16 protein-coding genes and 1 pseudogene are annotated in these 22,850 nt (G+C 74.0%); 9 read left to right on the plus strand and 8 right to left on the minus strand.

Translation table 11 applies throughout. From position 1 onward, the window contains the following. The first annotated feature begins 56 nt into the window (after window positions 1-56). The 7 genes from B7P34_RS26805 (at window position 57) to B7P34_RS26835 (ending at window position 9,647) form a co-directional block, all read left to right on the plus strand. Window positions 57-1,310 (plus strand): ATP-grasp domain-containing protein, encoded by a 1,254-nt coding sequence (locus B7P34_RS26805; protein ID WP_106680636.1) that lies wholly within the window; start codon window positions 57-59, stop codon window positions 1,308-1,310. After that, entirely contained in the window at window positions 1,307-3,055 is a 1,749-nt protein-coding gene (locus tag B7P34_RS26810) for an IucA/IucC family protein (RefSeq protein WP_106680638.1), read from the plus strand. The genes B7P34_RS26805 and B7P34_RS26810 overlap by 4 nt, the downstream gene beginning before the upstream one ends. Beyond that, window positions 3,052-4,251 (plus strand): MFS transporter, encoded by a 1,200-nt coding sequence (locus tag B7P34_RS39475; RefSeq protein WP_106680640.1) that lies wholly within the window; start codon window positions 3,052-3,054, stop codon window positions 4,249-4,251. Before B7P34_RS26810 ends, B7P34_RS39475 begins: the two co-directional genes overlap by 4 nt. Continuing rightward, window positions 4,252-5,967, plus strand: a complete 1,716-nt coding sequence (locus B7P34_RS39480) for an IucA/IucC family protein (RefSeq protein ID WP_106680641.1) — start codon at window positions 4,252-4,254, stop codon at window positions 5,965-5,967. It begins immediately after the preceding gene. Then, on the plus strand, window positions 5,964-7,151 hold the full coding sequence (locus B7P34_RS26825) for a type III PLP-dependent enzyme (protein WP_189383071.1): 1,188 nt from the start codon (window positions 5,964-5,966) through the stop codon (window positions 7,149-7,151). The genes B7P34_RS39480 and B7P34_RS26825 overlap by 4 nt, the downstream gene beginning before the upstream one ends. A 243-nt stretch (window positions 7,152-7,394) precedes the next feature. Then, a complete protein-coding gene (gene asnB / locus B7P34_RS26830) occupies window positions 7,395-9,257 on the plus strand; it encodes an asparagine synthase (glutamine-hydrolyzing) (RefSeq protein WP_106680643.1) in 1,863 nt (620 codons plus the stop codon). 18 nt (window positions 9,258-9,275) lie between these two features. Then, on the plus strand, window positions 9,276-9,647 hold the full coding sequence (locus B7P34_RS26835) for a GntR family transcriptional regulator (RefSeq protein WP_106680645.1): 372 nt from the start codon (window positions 9,276-9,278) through the stop codon (window positions 9,645-9,647). Between the two features lie 162 nt (window positions 9,648-9,809). Here the strand turns inward: B7P34_RS26835 and B7P34_RS26840 are convergent, their stop codons facing one another. Next, entirely contained in the window at window positions 9,810-10,958 is a 1,149-nt protein-coding gene (locus B7P34_RS26840) for a DUF5925 domain-containing protein (protein WP_106680660.1), read from the minus strand. Between the two features lie 233 nt (window positions 10,959-11,191). Here B7P34_RS26840 and B7P34_RS26845 point away from each other — a divergent pair, with 233 nt between their 5' ends. Further along, window positions 11,192-12,505, plus strand: coding sequence for a xylan 1,4-beta-xylosidase (locus tag B7P34_RS26845; RefSeq protein ID WP_223268273.1), 1,314 nt, complete (start codon window positions 11,192-11,194; stop codon window positions 12,503-12,505). Window positions 12,506-12,530: 25 nt separating this feature from the next. Here B7P34_RS26845 and B7P34_RS26850 read toward each other — a convergent pair whose 3' ends face one another. The 6 genes from B7P34_RS26850 to B7P34_RS26875 form a co-directional block, all read right to left on the minus strand. Next, window positions 12,531-16,277: a lipopolysaccharide biosynthesis protein gene (locus B7P34_RS26850; protein ID WP_106680648.1), complete on the minus strand. Its 3,747-nt coding sequence runs from the start codon at window positions 16,275-16,277 to the stop codon at window positions 12,531-12,533. Next, window positions 16,270-17,070 (minus strand): polysaccharide deacetylase family protein, encoded by an 801-nt coding sequence (locus B7P34_RS26855; RefSeq protein WP_106680649.1) that lies wholly within the window; start codon window positions 17,068-17,070, stop codon window positions 16,270-16,272. Before B7P34_RS26855 ends, B7P34_RS26850 begins: the two co-directional genes overlap by 8 nt. Then, window positions 17,067-18,140, minus strand: a complete 1,074-nt coding sequence (locus B7P34_RS26860; protein ID WP_106680651.1) for a glycosyltransferase family 2 protein — start codon at window positions 18,138-18,140, stop codon at window positions 17,067-17,069. Before B7P34_RS26860 ends, B7P34_RS26855 begins: the two co-directional genes overlap by 4 nt. Beyond that, the gene (locus B7P34_RS26865) at window positions 18,137-18,949 is read right to left on the minus strand and encodes a glycosyltransferase family 2 protein (protein WP_106680652.1); all 813 of its coding nucleotides are present in this window, start codon (window positions 18,947-18,949) and stop codon (window positions 18,137-18,139) included. The genes B7P34_RS26860 and B7P34_RS26865 overlap by 4 nt, the downstream gene beginning before the upstream one ends. A gap of 411 nt (window positions 18,950-19,360) precedes the next feature. Continuing rightward, window positions 19,361-20,455, minus strand: coding sequence for a GNAT family N-acetyltransferase (locus B7P34_RS26870; RefSeq protein WP_106680654.1), 1,095 nt, complete (start codon window positions 20,453-20,455; stop codon window positions 19,361-19,363). Between the two features lies 1 nt (window position 20,456). Beyond that, the gene (locus B7P34_RS26875) at window positions 20,457-20,801 is read right to left on the minus strand and encodes a hypothetical protein (protein WP_106680655.1); all 345 of its coding nucleotides are present in this window, start codon (window positions 20,799-20,801) and stop codon (window positions 20,457-20,459) included. A gap of 495 nt (window positions 20,802-21,296) precedes the next feature. Between B7P34_RS26875 and B7P34_RS26880 the strand changes: the two genes are divergently transcribed. Then, on the plus strand, window positions 21,297-22,100 hold the full coding sequence (locus tag B7P34_RS26880) for an SGNH/GDSL hydrolase family protein (RefSeq protein WP_106680657.1): 804 nt from the start codon (window positions 21,297-21,299) through the stop codon (window positions 22,098-22,100). On the opposite strand, the pseudogene B7P34_RS37675 reads toward B7P34_RS26880, so the two are convergent. Continuing rightward, window positions 22,089-22,850: pseudogene (locus B7P34_RS37675) on the minus strand (hypothetical protein); the annotation flags it as partial. The gene B7P34_RS26880 and the pseudogene B7P34_RS37675 sit on opposite strands and share 12 nt — an antisense overlap.

Consider the following 22,850-nt stretch of genomic DNA (forward strand, 5'->3'; position numbering starts at 1 on the left):
CCCCGCGTACCCCCCCACGCGCCACCGTCCCCCGCAGCCTGCCGAAAGGCACTCCCGTGCGGCTCCATCTCCTCGCCCTGAACCCGACCGACTCCGTCACCCTCGGCTTCCTGCCCGCGGCCGCCCGCCTCGGACTCGACGTCACCCTCCTCACCGACCAGCCCGTGGCGCACCGCCGCGCCTGCGAACGGAGCGTCGCCGACGGCGGCAGACTGCCTGAACTCTCCGTCCTCGGCTGCGACGTCACCGACTTCCGCGAAGTCGTCGCCCGCATCTCCGCGCTCGGCCCGGCGGCCCGCCCCGACGCCGTCCTCACCAACAGCGACCACCTCCAGCCCCAGGCCGCCCTGGCCGCCGCCTACTTCGGCCTGCCGGGCAAGGACTGGCGCGCCGCCCTCGACACCAAGAACAAGGCCCTGCTGCGCCGCCGCCTGGCCGAGGCCGGCGCCGACGCCGGCGCCGACCCCGTCCGCTCCGTCGAACTCAGCCCCGTCGACGAGCCGGAGGACCTCCCCGGGCGGCTCAAGGAAGCGGACCTGCCCTACCCCTGCGTCGTCAAGCCGCGCGAGGGCGTGGCCAGCGAGGACGTCACCCTCGCCGAGGACGCCGCCGCCCTCGTCCGGCACTGCCACGCCATCCGCGCCCGCAGGCCCGGCGCCTCCCTCGTCGTCGAGGAGTACCTGGAGGGCGAGCTGCACACCCTGGAGACCCTCGGCGACGGCAGCACCCTGCACGTCCTCGGCTCGTTCCGCACCCGGCTGTCCCCGCCGCCGCACTTCATCGAGGAGCGCCTCGACCTGCTGCCGGAACCCCCGCAGCCGCACACAGAACAGGTGCTCGCCCAGCTGCGCGCCCTCGGCGTCGGCTTCGGCGCCTGCCACACCGAGTACGTGACCCAGGGCGACCGCGCCCGCCTCATCGAGGTCAACTACCGCGCCATAGGCGACCAGTGCGACATCGCCCTCGCCGACGTCCTCGGCGTCCCCCTCTTCGAGCACGTCCTCCGCACCCACCTGGGGGAGCCGCTGCCGGCGGACCTCGGCGCCCGGTCCGGCGGCCGGCTGCGCGTGGAGTACGTCTGCGCGGATCGCGGGGGGACGCTCGAAAAAGCGCCCCCGGCGAGCGACATCGAGCGTGACGGCGTACGGCTGGTCTACCGGCCGCTGCGCGCCCCCGGCGAGGCGCACCCGCTCCACGGCACCAACCGCGACTACGTCGGCGTCATCAGGGCGACCGGCACCGACCAGGGCCGGATCGACCAGGCGGTCGAGGCCTTCCTGGCCGCACAGCGCTGGGAGATCGTGTCATGAGCCTGACCAGTACGGATGTGGTAGAGGACGACCTCCTGCAGCGCGTCCTGAGCACCCTGCTCCGCGAGGACGCCTACGGCCTGCGCGGCCGCGCCCTCACCGAGCACCGCCCCGACGGCGACTGGCTCCACCTGCGCACCGCCGGCGAGACCGTCCTGCTGCCCGTGGCCCCCGAAGGCTTCCAGTGCGAGATCCAGGCGCGCGAACCCCTCGTCGAGACGGCCGCCGGCACCCTCACCGGGCTGCGCCCCGTCCTCACCCGGCTGCGCGCCGCGGTGCCCGCCGAGGACCGGCCCGGCTACGACGCCTTCGTCGCCGAGTGCGAGGAGGCGCTGGCCGCGGCCCGCCTGCACGACCGCGTCCGCGACGGCGTCACCGCACACCTGACGGACACCTACGGCCGGCACACCGGCGGCTGGACGGGCCTGGGCGGCTCCCTCGCCTACGACACCCTCGCCGCCTACCGCGACCACCCCGTCTACCCGACCGGCCGCTCCCGCGCCGGCCTCAGCGAGGACGAAATACGCGCGTACGCACCCGAGTTCCACCCGTCCTTCGCCCTGCACTGGCTCGCCCTCCCGCACGGCGCCGTGCGCGGCGACCGGACCCGCCTGCCCGCCTGGTGGCCCGCCCCGGCCGCCCTCGGCCTGCGCGGCCTCGACGCCACCCACACCGCCCTGCCCGTCCACCCGCTCACCGTGGCCGGCCCCCTCGCCGCGGCCCTGCGCGCGGCCGGCCTGAGCGGCACCGCCCACTACGCCGAGAAGCCCTGGCTGGAGGTGCTGCCCACGCTCTCCACCCGCACGGTGGCCGTCGCCGCCGACCCCGCCACCCACCTCAAACTGCCCCTGGCCACCGCCACCCTGGGCCTGCGCAACCGGCGCACCATCAAGCCCGGCACCCTCCTCGACGGCGAGGTGGGCCAGCGCCTCCTCGACGAGGTCATCGCCCACGAGCCGCGCTTCGCCGGCCGGATCCTCCTCGCCGACGAACGCGCCCACCTGCAGTCCGACCACGAACTCCTCGCCGTCCTCGCCCGCCGCTACCCGGCCGGCCTGCAGGACGCCCACGTCCTGCCCGTCGCCGCGCTGCTCGCCCGCACCCCCGGCGGAGCCCTCGTCGCCGACGAACTCGCCGACCGCTACTACGGCGGCTCGCTCGCCGCCCTCCTCGACGCCTACCTGACCCTCCTCCTGGACTGGCACACCACCCTCTTCTCGTACGGCATCGCCCTCGAATCCCACCAGCAGAACACCTCCCTCGTCCTGGACGCCCCCGGCGGGAAGCCCCGGATGCGGCTGCTGCTGAAGGACAACGACGGCCCGCGCGTGTACGCCGTGCGCCTCGCCGCCCGGCTCGGCGGGTCGGCCGCCGACCTCCTCGGCTTCGACGACCGGCGCATCCTCGTCGCCGGCGACGGCCCCGTGGCCGACGTCTTCGCCACCATCACCGTCCACCTGTGCGCCGCCGCCCCCGTCTTCGAGCTCGCCCGGCTCGGCCGCGGCGACCTCGGCGGGCTCCTCGCCCGCCTGCGCGACCGGCTCGCCGAGGCCGTCGAGCGCGTCGCCGCCACCTCGCCCGGAGCCGCCGCCGTCCTGCGCGCCCGCGTCCTCGACGCCGACCGGCTGCCGGTCAAGGCCATGGTCACCGCCGGCACCCTGCTCACCAAGGAGCGCTCCGGCGCGGCCGACATCAACAAGCACTACGTCCAAGGCCCCAACTACCTGCGGGACGCCCGGCGATGACGGCCCTGCTCCACGACGGCCGCACCCGCGAGGACCGGCCCGTGCTGCGCAACCGCCAGGTCCACGCCGTCGCCGCCTGCTACTTCGTCGCCTCGTTCGCCGCCCTCGGCCTGCCCCCCTACCTCACCGAGATCCTGCCCGCCCTCGGCCACCGCGGCGCTCGCTGGGCCGGCCTGCTCTACGTCGTCCCCACCGTCTTCGGCGCTCTCGGCGCACCCCTGTGGGGCCGGCTCGCCGACCGCTTCGGCCGCAAGCGCCTCCTGCTGCGCGCCCAGCTCGGCCTCGCCCTGTCCTTCCTGCTCGCCGGCCTCGCCGACAGCCTGCCCGCCTTCACCGCCGCCCTCGTCCTCCAGGGCGTCCTCGGCGGCACCTTCGCCGCCTCCAACGGCTACCTCGCCGCGGCCCTCGACGGCCGCCGCCTCTCCTGGGCGCTCACCCTGATGCAGGGCAGCGCCCGCCTCGCGCTCGTCGCCGCGCCGGTCCTCGTCGGCGGCCTCACGCCCTGGCTCTCCCCGCACCGCCAGTACGCGCTCCTCGCCGTCCTGCCCCTGGCCGCCGCCCTGATGCTGGCCGCCCTCCCCGAACCGCCGCACACGGCGGAACCCGAGGCCGCCGCGGCGCCCGCCGAGGCCCCGCCGCCCGGCCCCCTGCGCACCCTCTACGCCCTCGAGTTCGCCTTCGTCCTCGCCACCGTCATCTCCTACCCCTACCTGCTCACCCTGGTCGGCGAGCGGCTGCCGGGCCTCGGCCCGTCCGCCGGCGGCGCCCTCTTCGCCCTCCCGCACGCCTGCTACCTGCTGCTCGCCAAGCCCGTCCACGCCGCCGTCGCCCACCGCCCGTACCTCGGCGCCGTCACCGGCTTCGCCTGCGTGGCCGCCGCCCTCGCCGGGCACTGGGGAGCCTCCACCGTCGCCTCGTTCGTGGCGCTGCGGCTGCTCCTCGGCGCCGGCATGACGCTGGGCCTGGTCAGCCTGTCCGCACTCGCGGCCGAGGCCAGCCGCGGCCGCGGGCCCGGCCGCCTCTTCGGCTCCCTGGAGTTCATATCCAAGGCCGGAGCCGTCGTCGCCGGAGCGGCAGCCGCCGCCGCAACCGGCCTCTGGGGCCCGGCCGCGCCCGTCGCCGCAGGATCCGCCGTCGCAGCCCTGACGGCCGTCGTCAGCACCACCACACTCCTCCGCACCCGCTGGAGCCGCTGAATGTCCTCCGCACCCCCCGCCGCCCTCCCCGGCGTGGCCACCGCCGACCACGTGGTCGCCCACACGCTGCTCAACTGCCTGCTCCGCGAGGTCTCCGGGCCCGAGCACCAGACCGCCGTCGCCGACGGCCACCTGCTGCTGCGCCTGCCCCGCTGCGGCGTCCTCCTCCGCGTCGGGCTGCGGCGCGCCTCCCTCATCGGCGCGCACCGCTTCACCGGCCCCGTCCGCACCGAGCGCGACGGCGCCTGGACCGAGCTGACCTGGCAGGAGCTCGCCGAGCACATCCACCGCGAGCTGGAGCTGCGCACCGGCGTCCGCAACGAGGAGTTCCTCGGCCAGGTGGCCGCCGGCCACGCCGGCGTCACGGCGGCCCTCGACGCCCCGCGCGGCGCGGCGGGCCCCGACCCGTACATGGACTCCGAGCAGTCGCTCCTCTTCGGCCACCGCTTCCACCCCACCCCCAAGGCCCGCACCGGCGCCGCCGCCGACTGGACCCGCTACGCCCCCGAGGCCCGCGCCCGCTTCCCGCTGCACCACCTGGCCGTGCGGCGCGAGCGCGTGCGGCAGGAGACCGCGGCCCCCGGGGCCCTCGCCGCCCTCGACCGGCAGCGGCCCGTCCCCGAGGGCTACGTGCTGCTGCCCGCCCACCCCTGGCAGTACGCGATGCTGCGCGACCACCCGGTGCTGCGCGCCGCGATCGCCCGCCGCGATGTCCTCGACCTCGGCCCCGGCGGCGCCCCCTTCGCGCCGACCGCGTCCGTGCGGACCCTCTACGACGGCCGCGACTTCCTCAAGTTCAGCCTCAACGTCCGCATCACCAACTGCCTGCGCAAGAACGCCGAGTACGAGCTGGCCGGCGCCGTCGCCCTCACCCGCCTCCTCGAAGCCGCCGCCACCGATCTGGAGACCCGCTTCCCCGGCACCGGCCTGCTGCGCGAACCCGCCTACCGCACCCTGGACCTGGGCAGCCGCGACCTCACCGAGGGCTTCGGCGTCATCGTCCGCGAGGGCCTCGGCGCCCGCCTCGCCCCCGGCGTCACCGGCCTCCTCGCCGCCGCCGTCGCCGACGAGTACCCCACCGGCGGCGCCCACCTCGGCAGCCTCCTGCACGGCACCGGCCCCGCCGAGGCCCTCGCCTGGTGGCACGCCTACCTCGGGCTGCTCGTCCCGCCCGTGCTCGCCGCCTACTTCGACCACGGCGTCGTCCTCGAACCCCACCTGCAGAACGTCGTCCTCGGCGTCGGCGCCGACGGCACGCCCCGGCAGGTCCTCTTCCGCGACCTCGAAGGCACCAAGCTGCTGCCCGGCCACCACGCCGCCGCCCTCGCCGCCCTCCCCGCGGACGTCGCCCGGCCCATGACGTACGACCGCGCACGCGGCTGGGACCGCGTCGTCTACTGCCTCGTCGTCAACCACATCGCCGAGGTCCTCGCCGCCCTCGCCGACCGCCACCCCCACCTCGAACCCGAGCTCTGGTACGCCGTGCGCCGCGCCTTCGCCGACCGCGCCGCCGCCCACGGCAACCCCCCGCTGCTCAGAGCGCTCGTCGCCGGCGTCCCGCTGCCCGCCAAGGCCAACCTCCTCACCCGCTGGGAGCGCAAGGCCGACCGCGACGCCGGCTACGTGCGCATCGCCTCGCCGCTGGCGCCCGACCTGCTGTCCACCGCCGGCCTCACCACGGCCGCCCGCCCTGTCACCTGGAGCCCCGCCCCGTGATCCCTCCCCGCGTCGCCGGCCACGCCACGGCCCTGCCCGGCGGCGACCTGCCCGCCTACGTCCACGACCTCACGGCCCTGGCCGGCGACGCCGCGGAGGTCCGCGCGGCCCTGCCGCCGGAGACCGAGCTGTACTACGCGGCCAAGGCCAACCCCGCCCCCGAAGTCCTCCGGGCCCTCGCCCCCCACGTCAGCGGCTACGAGGTCTCCTCCGGCGGCGAACTCGCCCACGTCCGCAAGGCCGTCCCCGGCCTGCCGCTCGCCTTCGGCGGACCCGGCAAGACCGAACCCGAACTGCGCCTCGCCCTCCGCCTCGGCGCCGAGCGCATCCACGTCGAGAGCGAGAACGAACTGCGCCTGCTCGCCGCCCTCGCCGCCGAACGCCCCGGAGAAGCGCCCGTCGACATCCTGCTGCGCGTCAACCTGCCCGCCGGCGACGGGGAACTCGGCGGCGCCGCCCTCGCGATGGGCGGCCGCCCCAGCCCCTTCGGCCTCGACCCGCGCCGCGCCGAGGCGTGCCTGCCCCTGCTGCGCGGCACCCGGCTGCGGCTGCGCGGCATCCATGCCCACCTCGCCAGCGGCCTCGGCGCCCCCGCCCTCCTCGCCGTCGCCGCCCGCGTCACCGCCTGGGCGCGCGCCCTCGGCGAACGGCACGGCCTCGGCCTGGACGAGGTCAACGTGGGCGGCGGCATGGCCGTCGACTACGCGCGCCCGCACGCCCGCTTCGACTGGACCGCCTACGGGGCCGGCCTCGCCCGGCTCGCCGCCGAACACCCCGGCCTCCGGCTGCGCGTCGAACCCGGCCGCGCCCTGACCGCCCACTCCGGCTGGTACGTCACCGAGGTCCTCGACGTCAAGCACAGCCACGGCGAGGCGTTCGCCGTCGTGCGCGGCGGCACCCACCACCTGCGCACCCCCGCCGCCAAGGGCCACGACCAGCCCTTCGCCGTGCTGCCCACCGACGCGTGGGAGCGCCCCTGGCCGCGCCCGGCCGCGCTGGACGAGCCGGTGACCCTCAGCGGGCAGCTGTGCACGCCGAAGGACGTCCTCGCGCGGGCGGTCCCGGTGGCCGAGCTGCGGGCGGGGGACCGGATCGCCTTCGCGATGGCGGGCGCGTACGCCTGGAACATCTCGCACCACGACTTCCTGATGCATCCGGCGCCCACGTTCCACTTCCTGTCCTGAGCGGGTCCCGGCACGTGCCGGGCACATCCCGGGAATGTCCCGTGAGAGTCCTGAGCACGGGAGTTGGCCGGTTCCGCACTGCTTTCCCGGCGTTTCACCGCCACATGGATGGTCTATGCATCTAAATGGGCGTACGGTGATCCGTGCGGTCCCCGCCGCCCCCGAGGCGGGGCCCGCACCCCACGGGGGATCAGCCACGCCCGGAAACCCGGGACCGGCCTACCGAAAGGGGAGACCGCAACGATGTGCGGGATCACCGGATGGATCTCCTACGCCGACGACCTCACCACCCCCGCCGCGCGCGGCACGCTCGACGCGATGACGCGGACCATGGCCTGCCGCGGACCCGACGCCGGCGGCACCTGGTCCGGCCCCCACGCCGCCCTCGGCCACCGGCGCCTCGCCGTCATCGACATCGAGGGCGGCGCCCAGCCCATGGCCGTCGAGCGCGACGGCCGCACCCTGCTCGTCACCACCTACAGCGGCGAGGTCTACAACTACCGCGAGCTGCGCGCCGAACTCGAAAGTCACGGCCACGCCTTCCGCACGCGGAGCGACACCGAAGTCGTCCTCCACGCCTACCTCCAGTGGGGCGAGGACTTCACCGAGCGCCTCAACGGCATGTACGCCTTCGCCCTGTGGGACCCGCGCGCCGAGGAACTCCTCCTCGTCCGCGACCGCATGGGCATCAAGCCCCTCTACTACTTCCCCCTGCCCGGCGGCGTCCTCTTCGGCTCCGAGCCCAAGGCGATCCTCGCCCACCCGGCCGTGCGCCCCGCCGTCGACGCGGAAGGCCTCGCCGAACTCGTCGCCTTCACCAAGACCCCCGGCCACGCCGCCTACAAGGGCATGTACGAACTGCCCCCCGGCCACACCGCCCGCATACGCCGCGGAGGGCTCACCCTCCGCCGCTACTGGGCCCTCGAAGCCCGCGAGCACACCGACGACCTCGGCACCACCGTCCGCCACGTCCGCGACCTGCTCGACGACATCGTCGGCCGCCAGCTCATCGCCGACGTCCCCCTGTGCACCCTGCTCTCCGGCGGCCTCGACTCCTCCGTCATCACCGCCCTCGCCGCCAAGGGCCTCGACGCCGCCGGCGGCGGACCGGTCCGCTCGTTCTCGGTCGACTTCACCGGTCACACCGAGAACTTCCGGCCCGACCCCATGCGGCCCACCCCCGACGGCCCCTACGCCCACGCCCTCGCCGCCCACGTCGCCTCCGACCACTCCGACATCGTCCTCGACGCCGCCGACCTGATGGCCAAGGCCAACCGCGACGCCGTCCTCACCGCACGCGACATGCCCATCAGCGGTTTCGGCGACGGCGACGTCTCCCTCTACCTGCTGTTCAAGGCCATCCGCGCACAGTCCACCGTCGCCCTCTCCGGCGAGTCCGCCGACGAGGTCTTCGGCGGCTACCGCTGGTTCCACGACCCCGAGCACGTGCACGCCGCCACCTTCCCCTGGGCCGCCGCCGGCGCCGCCGACCGCTTCGCCGGCGAACACAGCGGAGGCCGCTCCGCCCTCCTCGACCGCGGCCTCCTCGCCAAGCTCGACCTCGCCGGCTACCAGGACGCCCGCTACCACGACGCGCTCGCCGAAGTGCCCCGCCTGCCCGGCGAGACCGGCCTCGAACGGCGCATGCGCGAGATCAGCCACCTCCACCTCACCCGCTTCGTGCAGCTCCTCCTCGACCGCAAGGACCGCGCCAGCATGGCCGTCGGCCTGGAGGTCCGCGTCCCCTTCTGCGACCACCGCCTCGTCGAGTACGCCTTCAACACCCCCTGGGCCATGAAGACCTTCGACGGCCGCGAGAAGTCCCTCCTGCGCGCCGCCACCCGCGACGTGCTGCCCGCGATGGTCGCCGACCGCGTCAAGAGCCCCTACCCCAGCATCCAGGACCCCCGCTACGCCGCCGCGCTCCGCGCCGAGCTCCGCCGCGTCCTCGCCGACGAGGACGCGCCCGTACGCCCCCTGCTCGACACCGAGGCCGTCGCCGGCTGCCTCGCAGAGGACGCCGGCGAATCCTTCCGCTCCGCCACCGAACTCGTCCTCAACCTGGACACCTGGCTGCGCATGCACGACACCGCGCTGGAGCTGTAGACGCTGTAGAGTCCGAGCGTGGCCCTGAAGATCACCGTCGACCCGGACGCGGCCGAGCCGCCCTTCGAGCAGATCCGCGCCCGGATCGCCGAGCGCGCCCGCTCCGGCGAGCTCCCCGTCGGCTACAAGCTCCCCACCGTCCGCGGCTTCGCCGAGGAACTCGGCCTCGCCGCGAACACCGTCGCCAAGGCGTACCGCGCCCTGGAAGCCGACGGCGTCATCGAGACCCGGGGCCGCCACGGCTCCTTCGTCGCGGCCCCGGGCGACACGGCGGCGCGGGAGGCCGCGGCGGCCGCCGCGGCCTTCGCCGCGCGGGTGCACCGCCTCGGGCTGGACCACGAGGCCGCCCGGGCGGCGGCGGAGGACGCACTGCGGGCGGTGTACGAGTAGGCCGCGCGCCGGTTCGGCACCGCCGGACTCGCACGTCGTGGTCGCTCGCCGCTGCGGCGGGCATTTTCTTCCGCCGCAGCGGTGCTCAGCCACCACGTGGCGGTCCGGCGGTGCCGAACCGGCCCCGGCCGCGGGGCCGTCAGGGCGCGACGGGCGGGGGCGTCACAGATACAACCCCGCATCCGCCCCGTCGCGAGACGCCGGCACCGACGCCGGCCCGCTGCCACGCCGCAAGGCGAACAGCTCCGCGAGCGTCGCGCCTTCGCGGCCGATCCCCTCCTCCGAGCCCAGCCAGCCCACCGCCTCCCCGCGGGTCAGCGGGCCGACCTCGATCCGGGCCAGGCAGCGGCCCGGCCGCACGACGGCCGGGTGCAGCCGCTCCAGGTCCTCGTTGGTGGTGACGCCCACGAGGACGTTGCGGCCCTGCCCGAGCAGCCCGTCCGTGAGGTTCAGCAGCCGGGACAGGGCCTGCCCCGCCGTGTGCTTGGCCTCGCCGCGGATCAGCTCGTCGCAGTCCTCCAGGAGCAGCAGCCGCCAGCGGCCCTTGGAGCCGCCGTCGTCCTCGCCGATGGCGATGTCCATCAGATAGCCGACGTCGTTGAACAGCCGTTCGGGGTCCAGCACGCAGTCCACCTGGCACCAGTCCCGCCACGACCGCGCGAGCGTGCGCAGGGCGGACGTCTTGCCGGTGCCGGGCGGGCCGTGCAGGAGCAGCAGCCGCCCGGCGATGTCGTCCGGGGTGACCTTCATCAGCCGGTCCATGGCGTCGGCGACCCGCGCCGTGTAGTTGGGCCGGACCTCCTCCCACGTGCCGGCGGAGATCTGCCGGGTCGTCCGGTGCGGGCCGCGCCGCGGCGAGACGTACCAGAAGCCCATGGTCACGTGCTCCGGCTGCGGCTCCGGCTCGTCCTCCGCGCCGTCGACGGCCTGGCCGAGCACCTTCCTGGCCAGCTCGTCGGTGGTGGCCGTCACGGACACGTCGGCCCCGCGGTTCCAGCGGGAGACGAGCAGCGTCCAGCCGTCGCCCTCGGCGAGGGTCGCGCTGCGGTCGTCGTCCCGCGCGGAGCGCACCACGCGGCACGCCGGCGGGAGCAGGGTGGCCCCGGACTTGACGCGGTCCACGGAGTGGCTGTGCGCGTACGGCTGCTCGCCGGTGGCGAACCGGCCCAGGAAGAGGGCGTCGATGACGTCGGACGGCGAGTCGCTGTCGTCCACGTTGAGCCGGATCGGCAGCGTCTTCTCGGTCGGCGTGAGGTCCGGGTCGGTGGGCAGGGCCTGCCTCCTGGCGCTGGGTCGGCGGTCGGCACACATGCGGCCCATGATCCGGCACCGGGGCCCCTTGCGCACACAGGTTTTCGCGTGATTCCCGGAGGAACCCGGGCCTCTTCACGCCGGGTCCGCGACCGGAACCACGACACCTGCCCCCGTTCGTCCGGAACGCGCCCACGGCGATTCGGCCGCGGATACGCTTGCCCGTGATGGGACGACGTGGCGCAGTTCGGACGTTTCGGCGGGCAGGGCGATGGCGGTTCACCGCGCTGGTCGTGGCCGGCGCGCTCGCGCTGGCCGCGCTCCTCGTCCTGTGGGCGACGAGCCGGGAAACCGGCGGCGACCTCCCCGACGGTTCCGGAGGCGACCGCTCGGCGGCCGTGGAGCTCGGCTGGGGCTTCACCCACACCCAGTACAGCGCCGACCGTGGCGACGACGCCGCCCGCCGGGCCGCGGCCGGGCTGCTGTCCGCCGTTCCCATGCCGCAGAACCAGCACATCATGGGCTGGGGCGTCGACAACCCCGAGCCCAGGCCCGGCTCGTACAACTTCGGCGACCTCGACCGGCGCGTCGCCTTCATGCGCAAGACCAACGCGACGCCCGTGCTCACCCTGTGCTGCGCGCCCGACTGGATGAAGGGCGGCGGCGAGCGCACCGACTGGTCGCAGAAGTCGCTGGAGAAGGCGCCCGACCGCGCCCACTACGAGGACTTCGCCAAGCTCGCGGGCGTCATCGCCAAGCGCTATCCGGACATCCGGCACTTCATCGTCTGGAACGAGTTCAAGGGCTTCTACGACGAGCGCAAGGGCCGCTGGAACTACGAGGGCTACACGGAGCTGTACAACCTCGTCTACACGGAGCTGAAGAAGCAGAACAGCGCCAACGTCGTCGGCGGCCCGTACATCAGCATGGACAGCAATCCGCCGGGCTCCTCCTCCAACGCCTCCTCCCTGCGCGGTTCCTGGGGCGCGGTCGACCAGCGGGCGATCGACGCCCTCACGTACTGGAACACCCACAAGAAGGGCGCCGACTTCCTCGTGGTCGACGGCGCCAGCTACACCCGCGAAGGCAGCAAGCTCTTCCCCGACGAGTTCGCCGCGACCGCCAAGTTCGCCGACGTGACCACCTGGCTGCGCAGGACCACCAACCTGCCCGTCTGGTGGTCCGAGTGGTACGTGGAGCCCGCCGACGCCAACGACGACCGCAAGCTCTGGACCGAGCAGCACCGCCTCGCCGTGCACGCCACGGCCATGATGCACCTCGCCAGATCGGGCGTCTCCGCCGCCTTCTACTGGAACCCCGAGGAGACCGGCGCCGACTGCCCCGGCTGCCTCTGGCGCAGCACCGAACTGAAGGGCGGCGGGGGCGGCCTGCCCATGCTCGACCTGCTGACCCGCTTCGGCAAGGCCTTCCCGCCCGGCGCGGAGCTGCGCGCCCCGGACGTCGCCGGGCAGAACCGCGACGCCGTCAGCGCCCTCGCCGCGGGCAGCACCGTCCTCGTCGTCAACATGCAGGACCGCCGGCTGACCGTCGACGTCGACGGTCAGCCGATGGACCTGGCGCCCAACGAGATCCGCTGGACCGGCTGAACCGGCCCGGCGGCCACGGCACCGGCTAGGACATCGTCGCGAAGCGGTACACCAGCGACACCAGCAGGACCAGCAGCAACGGCAGCGCGAACCAGTACGACCCCTGCAGGCGGCGCAGCTGCCGCACCCCCGGCCGGGCCATCACCCGCATCAGCTCCCGCGCCGTCAGCAGCACCAGCAGCGCCACCGCCGCCAGCGCGCCGACCACCGACACCGGCGTCCACGTCACCCGCGGGCCCGCCGGGCCCGGCCTGGGCTGCGGCGCCTCCCCGGCGGGCTTCTGCTTCAGCTCGTACAGCACGGCGTCCTCGTTCCAGAACGCCCGGCGCAGCTCCGGCCGGCCGTCGAGCGCCTTCCGCGCCCGGCCGTCCCAGCCGGCCGCATAGCCCGCGTCGAGCTGGAGGTACACCGACTGGCCGCGGTTGACGATCAGATATGCGTTCGGGCCCGCCTTCCGGAGCGCGGTGACCAGCTCGTCCACGCGGGCCGGGTCGCGCGGGGCGAGCATCGCGTCGTACTGCACGCGCTCCATGTCCTTGGCGCCCCACGGCATGGCCGGGGTGACGTTCTTCGACGGATCGCTGCTCATCCACAACAGCCGTACGGTCGGCTTGTCGTGCGCGTAAACGAAGTCCATCGCGGCGACCTCGCCGGGCCGTACCCGCTCGAAGGGCTCGTTCCCCCAGCGGGCCACCAGGAAGCCGAAGACCAGGACCAGGCCCGCCAGCAGCGCCGCCAGCGGTGCCACGAGCGGCCGGCCGGCGCCCTCGGCGGCGCGCGGGAACAGCGCGAGCGCCGACAGGACGCACGCGCCCGGCAGCGCGAACAGGAACACCCGCAGGGCCACCTCGCCGCCGTACGACTGCATGCCGAAGGCCAGGAACGGCACGGCGGTCAGCACCAGCAGGGCCACGTCGCCGATTCCGGCGCGGCGCCGGCGCCACCAGCCGATCGCGGCGAACGCCAGCACCCCGCCCGCGAGCACCACCCGGGTGTAGAGCACCAGCTTGTGGACCGGGCTGCCGCCCTCGATCCGGCCCGAGACCGACGAGGAGACATTGCCGCCCAGGGACCCCAGACCGCCGAACAGCTCGTCGAAGTGGCCCGACCAGTACGGCTCCGCCAGGAAGCCCACCCACACCACCAGCATCACACCGCACAGCAGCGGCAGGCCGCGCAGCGTCGAGCGGCCGGTGACGACCAGCGCGGTCAGCACGCCCAGCATCACGAACGGCGTCAGCTGGTGGCTGGCCACCGACGCCGCGAACAGCGCGATCACCACCGCCAGCAGCGCCCCCTGCGCCCGCCGGCCGGCCGGCAGCGGCTCCGTCTCGCCCGGGACCAGCGTGCCGCGCAGCTGCCGCGGCCAGCGGAACCACACCAGCAGCACCGCGGCGAACAGCAGGTAGAAGAAGTAGTTGAGGGCCTGCGGCGAGAAGTAGTCCTGCCCGACCCAGCCGCACAGCACGAACAGCCAGGCCGCCGTCCACTTCGCCCGCCACCCCGCGCGCACGGCGCGCAGCAGCAGCGCGAGCGGCGCCAGGCACAGCAGCTGGATCGCCGTCGGCCACCAGCGCAGCACCTCCGTCAGGTCGCTCACGCCGGCCACCTTCGCCGCGAACGCCATCAGGGCGAAGAACCCCGGCCAGCTCCAGCGGGCGTCCAGATCCGGCGCCGCCACCCCCGTGCGGTCGATGAAGTCCAGGAAGCCCAGGTGCTGCCAGGCCGTCGCGAAGCGCGGCTGCGCCTCCAGCACCGCCGGCAGGGCGTGCAGGCACACCACCGTCAGCACCAGGACGGCCGTGAGCAGCGGGCGCCGCTGACCGTCCAGGCACAGGGCCGCCACGAACGCGGCGATCAGCAGGGCCGCCCCGGCCAGCGTGGCCACTGGCAGCACGGAGATCAGGCCGAGCCCGCCCATCCGGTCCAGCGTGGCCTCGCCGACGCCCGCCAGCGGTGTCCAGTACAGCGCGAGGGCCGCCGCCAGCAGCAGCCAGACCGCCGCCTCCGGGCGGCGCCACCACGGCGGCGGGCCCGGGGGAGCGGCGGCCTTCTCCTGCCTCTCCTGGCCGGCGGCCTTCTCTCGCGCGGGCGGCGTCACGGACGGGCCCGGTGCGGCCGGGGAGAGGGAGTGGGACACGACGACTGCCTCCGGGGTGTGCCGGAGATCAGGGCGCCTCTCCAAGTGGTCGAAGTCCAGCCGCACGCCCAGCGGCATCGTGTCCGCGTCGAGCGCGGCGCGCAGGGCCCAGCGGGTGCCGTAGCCCCCGCTGTCTCTGTCCCCGGGCGTCTCCTCGCCCTCACCCCCTAAGCCGCGGGTGAGGCCGTGCCGCATCCCGCGCCGGACGCCGAGCGGCTCGGTGCGCGGGGCGTCCCGCCGGTCGCCGCGCGCCGCCAGGTCGGCCAGATCGCCGTCCGGGGCGACATCGGGGGCGTACGCGGCGGGCGCGGGCCGCACGCCGCGCAGGATCCGGCGGAGCTTGACCGCCGAGATGGACACGATGACCGCCAGACTGCTGATCTCGGCCACCCCCGCGCCCGTGAGCCCCATGCGCGGCAGGAGCACCAGCGTCAGCCCCAGCACCAGCACGCACAACAGCCCCTGGAGATAGGCCAGTCCGGCCGTCCGGCTCTGCGCCCGCAGCACCGCGAAATAGACCTCCATCACCACGCGCAGCGCCGCGCCCACCGCGAACCAGCGCAGCAGCGGCGTGGCCGCGTGGGCGTAGCCGGGGCCGAAGACGCCCAGGATGTACGGCGCGAGGAAGAACAGCAGCAGGCAGACCGGCACCATGATCGTGGCCATCCGGCGCAGCGCCGCCCGGCAGTTCTCCGCGAGCCGCGCGGGGTCGTGCGAGCCCTCCACGGTCAGCGACGCGCCCATGTTGATCGCGAGCAGGTTGACCGTGCCGCCGATGGTGGTGGTGATGTAGAAGTACGCGTTGTCCTCGGAGCTGACCTGCGAGGCGATGATCACCGGCACGAGGTAGACCACGGCCAGGGAGAACAGCGAGCCCGTGTAGTCCCCGGCGAGGAAGCGGCCCATCTCGCGGTACGAGGCGGGCCGCGCCGTCGCCTCCGTGGCCGCGACGTGCCGGGGCACGAGCCGGCGGAAGACCAGCCAGCCCAGCGGCAGCACCGACACGGCGATGGAGACCACCCACGACACGAACACGCCGGAGGTGGGCAGCGTCGCCGCCAGCCCCACCAGCAGGGCCAGCTTCACCGCCGAGAAGACGGTGTTGCCCACGGGCACCCACAGCGCCCGGCGCAGGCCGGTGAGCACCCCGTCCTGCAGGGTGAGCAGCGACCAGGCGATCACGGCGGCGATGAAGCCCAGGCCGTTGAGGGGGCCGTGCAGGAAGCGGTACGACGGCCCCCACGAGCCCAGGGTGAGCAGGAAGACGCCCGCCGCGAGCGCGACGACCAGGGAGCTGCCCGCGTAGGTGCGGAAGACGAGCTTGCCCGTCGTCCGCCCGGCGACCGGGATGAATCGCGCCAGCCCCCCGGTCAGGGTCACCGCGGTGAGCCCCGCGAGGAGCTTCATCGCGGCGATGGCCGCCGAGCCCTGACCGACCGCCCCTTCCGTGTAGTACCGGGCGGCGATCAGCCAGTACCCGAGACCGAGGACGGCGCTGATGCCCGTGTTGAGCATCAGCGCGAAGGCGTTGCGGAACAGCGGGCTTCCGCCGCCCCGCCCCGGCAGCCGCAGCCTGCGGCCGGCCGGCCCCTCCGTCTCCCGCTCCTCGGTTCGGGTGGACGTGTCAGACACGGGTTTCGCTTGCCTTCCTGACGACCTGTCGGGTTCTGCGGTAGAGGGCGTATCCCTTGGTGAGCGTCCGGTCCCGGGCGAAGATCCGCCCCACCCCCCGGCCTTCGACGAGCCGCTCGAACTCGGCCATCCCCGTCGAGCGCCGCACCGTCACCCGCTCCAGGGCGTACGGCCCCTGGGGGCGGGCGGCCAGGCCGTTGCCCACGGCCAGGGAGATGCCGAAGCCCGCCGCCCGCACGATGCGCCGCACCCGCCGGCTGGAATAGCCGTAGGGATAGGCGAAGGAGACCGGCGCCCGCCCCAGCTCCGTGGCCAGTATCTCGCGGCACCGCAGCACCTCGAACCACAGCTGATCGTCCGGGAGTTGGTCGAGCTGCGGGTGGGTGTGGCTGTGCCCGCCGATCTCCATCCCCGACGCCGCGAGCTCCCGCACCTGACCCCAGCTCAGCATCAGGTCGAGCGCGCCCCCGGTCTCGTGAGCACCGCGGAGCCAGCCCGTCGAGGCGAAGAGCGTGGCGCTGAAACGGTGCTCCACCAAGGTGGGCAGGGCGTGCCGGTGCACGCCCTCGTAGCCGTCGTCGAAGGTGATCAGCACCGGCTTCCGGGGCAGCCCGGAGCCGGCCCGCCACGCCTTCGCGAGCTCCTCGGTCGTCAGCGGGTGGAACCCGCGGTCGGCCAGGAGCCGCATCTGCCGCGCGAACGCGTGCGGCGAGACCGACAGGCCGTAGGTGGCGCGCGCGGGGGTGTGCGCCACCGCGTGATACATCAGTATCGGGACCCGGCTCGCGCTCATGCGCCCGCCTCCTCTGCCGGTCTCGGCCCGGCCGGCTCCGAAGCCGCCGCCACCGCATAGCGCCCGCCGCTGCGCCGGGCCCGGAGCGTGCCCACCGCATAGCCGCAGGTCGCGGCCGTCAGCCCGGCCACGATCGCCCCGGCCCGCCCCGCACCGCCGGGCCTGCCCAGCAGGGCGTCTCGCAGCCCCCGGGCGACCCCGGCGGGCAGCACCCGCGTGGTGTACCGGCGCTCGGACGCCAGCCCCTTCTGCGCCCCCACGCTCCGCGTCACCAGGGCCTTGGACAGGCCCTCGGCGTACGAGCGGGTCCACAGATAGCCGAAGCGCTCGCGGGCCGCGGGCACCCGGTGGTGGATGACCGACCGGTCGTCGATCAGCAGGACCGCCCCGGGCACGGCCCGGGTCAGCCGGATGCACAGCTCCGTCTCCTCGCAGCCCAGCGGCAGCCGGTCGCCGTCGCGGCCGATGCCGCTGGCGAAGCCGCCGGCCAGCTCGAAGGCCGACCGGCGGAAGGAGGCGTTGCCCCCGAGGACGTTGCGCACCCGCACCCTGCCGGGCGGCAGGCCCCGGTACGTGCAGCCGACGGCCCAGTCGAGCTCCTCGGGGAACCAGGCGGGCCGCCTCCGGGACGCCCACACCGGCTGGGTGCGGCCGCCCACGGCCATCACCCGGGGGTCGGCGTAGGCCTCGGCGAAGTGCCGCAGCCAGTCGCGCTCGGCGACGGCGTCGTCGTCGAGGAAGGCGATGATCTCGCCGGACGAGGCCGCGATGCCGGTGTTGCGGCCCGCGGACAGGCCGCGGGGGCCCGCATTGGCGAGCACCCGCACCCCGTCCCCGGCGCAGCCGTCGTCCCCGTACCGCTTGGCGAGCCGCCGCAGCAGGGCCGGATTGTGGTCCACGACCACCAGGATCTCCAGAGCCGGCCGGGACTGCTCGCGGACCGAGGCCACCGAGGCGACGATGTCGTCCCAGCGGTCCTCGGTGTAGACGCAGATGACCACCGACACCGATGGCCCGGTGGCCGGGCCGGCGCCGTCCGCGGCGCCGTGGGGGGAAGCACTGGTCGTCAAGACACTTCCCCACGGTTGGCGGCGGGCGCGATGGCCGGCCGCTGCGGGCGGCGGCGCCGGGTGCCGCGCTCCTGCAGGATCACTTTCAGCACGCGCAGCCCGTCCCGCACGGCCCGCAGGTTGCTGGCGCCGTGGATGCGGACGAATTCGTGGCTGGGAATCTCCTGGACGCGAAGGCCCGCCTTGACGACTCTGATGTTCATCAGGGTCTCGACCTCGAAGCCGGCGCAGTCGAGGGCGATGTCGTCCAGGCAGTGCTTCCAGAAGGCGTTGTAGCCGTAGCACAGGTCGGTGTAGCGGGCGCCGAACTTGTGGTTGACGATCGAGCACAGCACGCGGTTGCCGAGCTTGCGGATCGGTGTCATGTCGTCCGTGCCGCCGCCGTTGGCGAACCGGGAGCCCTTGGCGAAGTCCGCACCGCCGACGAGGGCGGACACATAGCTCACGATCTCGCTGCCGTCGGCCGAGCCGTCCGCGTCGACCATCACGATGATGTCGCCCGTGCAGGCGGCGAAGCCCGTGATCAGGGCGTCGCCCTTGCCCTTGCCGAGCTGCTGGACCACCTTGACGTCGGGCCACAGCTCCCGGGCGACCTCGATGGTGTCGTCCGTGGAGTTGCCGTCGACCAGGACGACCTCGTGGATCCACTCCGGCAGGGTCTTGAAGACGTACGGGAGGTTCTCCGCCTCGTTCATGGCGGGGATCACGACGCTCACCGGTGGCGCTATGGCGAAGTGCGTCGTCACCGGGCGGTAATGGGCGGCGACCAGGCCCTCCTGATCAGCCGCCGGGCGCAGGAAAGAACTCATGACTCGGATGTCCCTCTCGTCCGGTGGACCGCCCGCCCCGAGCGGTCCGGTGGCGTATCCGGTTCGAAAAGGGGGTACTCACCCCGCCCTGCACGGCACACATCGCCGCATGGACCGGGTGAGCTGGCAACGGTTGCTGGCCGCGCGGTTAACGCGACTCGGCGACTCTGATCAGCCGGACGCGGCACCCCCCACCGCGCCCCGCCCCGGGCACCATCGCGACGCTTGCCCTCCCCTTGAGCCGCTTTGCATGATGGGCCGATGCGGGTGGATGTACGACGGTATTGATGGTTGAGACTGTATGGCAAGAGCTGGTGCGGTGACTCCTCCTTTGGGTGTTTTTTGCGCCCAACTCGGGCGTCGTGTTGACGCTTTGCGCCGTTGACGGCGCACGTGGGACGCAGTGCGCCGTCAGTCCCCCTGGCGCAACCTGCCCACGCGCTTGAGCAGCCGGTCGGCCGGCTCGAAGAGCTCGGGCCGGGACAGCACGGTGTTGCGCAGCGCCCGCACCGGCGCACGCCGGGCCCGGTGCCCGAGCGCCACCGGGTGCCGGCGCGTCACCCACCCCTCCGACACGCAGAGCTCGCGCGTCTTCAGCGAGTTCTTGTACTCCTTCTCGCCCCGCCCGAGGTCGAGATAGGCCAGCCCCGCGGCCGCCGCCCCCTCCGCCATCCGCAGGTGCAGCACCAGGCCCGGGGAGTACTTGGCAAACGCCGGGTCGTACGACGGGAACCAGCAGGAGAGCACCTGCCGCGAACGCAGCCCGAAGTGGGCCGCGACCGGCCGCCCCCCGGCGTACAGCACCGACAGCAGGCCCGCGAAGGACTCCGTCCTGGTGTGGAAGAGCTGCTCGACCAGGCGCGCTATCCAGGGGCGCGCGAACCGGTCGCTGCGCCCCGTTCTTCGGTACTGCGCGGACTTCCAGGAGATCAGGGTCCGCAGCGCCTCCGGGTCGCGCTCGTCGTGCACGTACCGCACCTCGCCGATGTCGCGGCCGAGCCGGCGCTCCTTGGCGAGCGTGGTGCGGGTGAACTTCGGCGACTGCTTGCGCAGCAGCGCCAGATACGGCTCGAAACCCTGCTCGACGTCGACCACGGGCGACCGGTAGGACCCCGAGGCGCCGGCCTCGAACGGCTTCTGCCCCTCCACCAGGTGGTCGAACTCCCACACCGACAGCCCGCAGGCGTGCAGCAGCTCGCGCGCGTCCCACTGGAAGCCGGGCCGGTGGATCAGCCCCTGGGCGTCCGAGACGCCGAGGCCGATCGCCCGGCCCACCCCGAGGGCGGAGCGCTGGTACGGGAAGAAGCCGGCGGGCTCGCCGTCCTCGCGCACCACCGCGATCCGCGCCCCGGCCCGGCACCGGCCGACCGCGAGGGCGAACTCGGGTGCGAGGAAAGGATTCGCAAGCTGCGGAGAGCCGTCCTCCACCGCCCTGTCCTGCAGGGCGGACCAGGCCGCCCGGTCGGCCGCGGTGAGCTCGCCGGGCCGGTACACGCTGATGTTCACGTCAGGAAGCCCGACTTTTCGCCGTACGGCCCCGGTGGCGCCGCACGTGTGCCAGCAGGAACAGGAGGAGGCTGACGGCCGCGATCACGGCGACGCCACCCCGCACCGTCCAGGCGTGGAGCGCGAGCATGGTCTGTGCGACCAGCAGGTCGACGGCGACGGCTCCGCCGGCCGCCACCACGGACCTGCTGAGCGGATCGAGGCCGCGCAGCGCCGCCCCCACGGCGCAGGCCGGCGCGACGAGCAGGAAGAAGAGGGTGAACGGCGCGCGCAGCGGCGAGCCGATGTCGGCGAGGGCCAGCACGGCGCCGACCCCCGCGATCGCCGTGGCGGCCCCCGCCACCACGGGAAGGGAGTCCCCGGCCGCTGACGCGCCCGCGGACCCCGGCCGGTCGGGTGCGGCCGCGGGCCCGGTGTGACGGGCGGTAGCGGCCGGGCCGGGCGGGCCGGAAGAGCCGGTGCTTCCGGGCGGGCCGGACGGGCCGGAAGGAATGGATGTGCCGGGTGTGCCGGACGGGCTGGTGAGACCAGTGGGATCTGTGAAGCTCTGCATTGGCGACTTTGCCCCCCGAAGCGCCGGATGCCGAGGCTTCAATGTCGCGCAATCGGCGGAGCGACGTCAAGATGTGAAGGCCGTGCAAACAGCCTCCGGTTACTGCATCGGAACAGAACCGGAGTCTTTCGGTCAGGTGAATACTGCACGAATGTGTTGACCCGTCAGATTGTCCCCGGCTGTAGGTGATTGAGCGTTCATTGGCTCACACCTTTGTCATGGACACTTCCATGAATCACGGACTGCTGCTACCACGGGTACGGCAGAAACCCTGGTAAAGGAGGTTCCATGAAGCTGTCCCGCCTCGCGGGTTCCCTCTCCGCGTTCGCCCTCGCCGCCGCGCTCGCCCTCACCGGCGCCGGCGCGGCCCAAGCCGCTCCGCAGGCCGCAACTCCCGGCTATGTGGCGCTCGGTGACTCCTACTCGGCCGGTCTGGGGGCCGGGAGCTACTACACGAACAGCGGGGACTGCAAGCGCAGCTCCAAGTCCTACCCCGCGCTCTGGGCGGCCGCGCACGCCCCCGCGAGCTTCGCCTTCACCGCCTGCTCGGGCGCCCGAACGGGTGATGTTCTGAGCAAGCAGCTCGGCCCGCTGAACAGCTCGACCGGCCTCGTCTCCCTCAGCATCGGAGGGAATGACGCCGGATTCGCCGACACCATGTCCACCTGCGTGCTCAGCAGTGACAGCGCGTGCCTGGAGCGGATCAATCAGGCCCGTACGTATGTCCAGAACACGCTTCCCGGGGAACTCGACAAGGTCTATACCGCCATCAGAGGAAGAGCCCCCGCCGCCCACGTCGTCGTGCTCGGATATCCGCGCTTCTACAAACTCGGCACCATCTGTGCCGGCCTCAGCGAGACCAAGAGGACGGCCATCAACAGCGCCGCGGACCTGCTCAATTCCGTGATCGCCAAACGGGTCGCCGACCACGGCTTCTCCTACGGGGACGCCGCCGCCGGCTTCACCGGTCACGAGCTCTGCTCGGGCAGCCCCTGGCTGAACAGCGTGACCTTCCCGGTCGACAGCTCCTACCACCCGAACGCGGCGGGCCAGGCCGGAGGCTACCTGCCGGTCTTCTCCTCAGCCGCCTGACCCGTAGCCGTAGCGATAGCCGTAGCCGTAGTAGGTCGGGCCCGTCGAAGCGGAGGGCGACGGGCCCGGTGGCCGCGACGGTGACGCCGGGCCGGGCGACGACGGCTTGTCCGGCGGCCTGCCGGACGAGGAGTCCCGGCAGGTGACCGTGAACGACACATGGTTGGAGGTGACCTTCTGAGGATCCGTGACCTCGACGCCGATCCAGTCCTTGCCCGACTCGCGGGGGGTCTCGAAGTGCCGCAGCATGACGGTCCTGCTGTTCCCGACATCGACGGACTGGTCGCCGCCCACCTGCCCATTGCCGGTGACCCAGTGATAGACGAGACGGACGGGGGAGCGGTCGACGGTGAACGTCACCCGGAACGCGGGGCCCGAGCTCACGGGCTGCGGCGGGCAGGGGCCCGTGTACGCGTCGCGCTCCGCCTCGACGGAGGCCCGCACCCCGGCCGCGGAACCGCCGGCGGAACCGCTGGTGTCCGGCGCCTTCCCGGAGGAGCTGCCCGCCTGCCCCGCCCCCGCGTTCTTGTCCGGGGCGGCGGGCGAACCGCTGCTGCCGCCTCCGCTGTCGCCGCCGCCCCGGGTGAAGGCCCACACCAGGCCGCCGGCCAGCAGCGCGAGCACGACCGCGGCGACCGCGAGCACCACGGCGGGGCGGCGCCGCCGCGCGCTGTCACCGGACGGCCTGCCGGGATCCGGTGGGCCGTCACCCTCCGGCGGGCCGAAGCCGCCGCCGCGCTCCCCGGAGGC

Origin of the sequence: Streptosporangium nondiastaticum (assembly GCF_003011965.1) — a bacterium.
In the GTDB taxonomy this organism is placed as follows: domain Bacteria; phylum Actinomycetota; class Actinomycetes; order Streptomycetales; family Streptomycetaceae; genus Streptomyces; species Streptomyces nondiastaticus.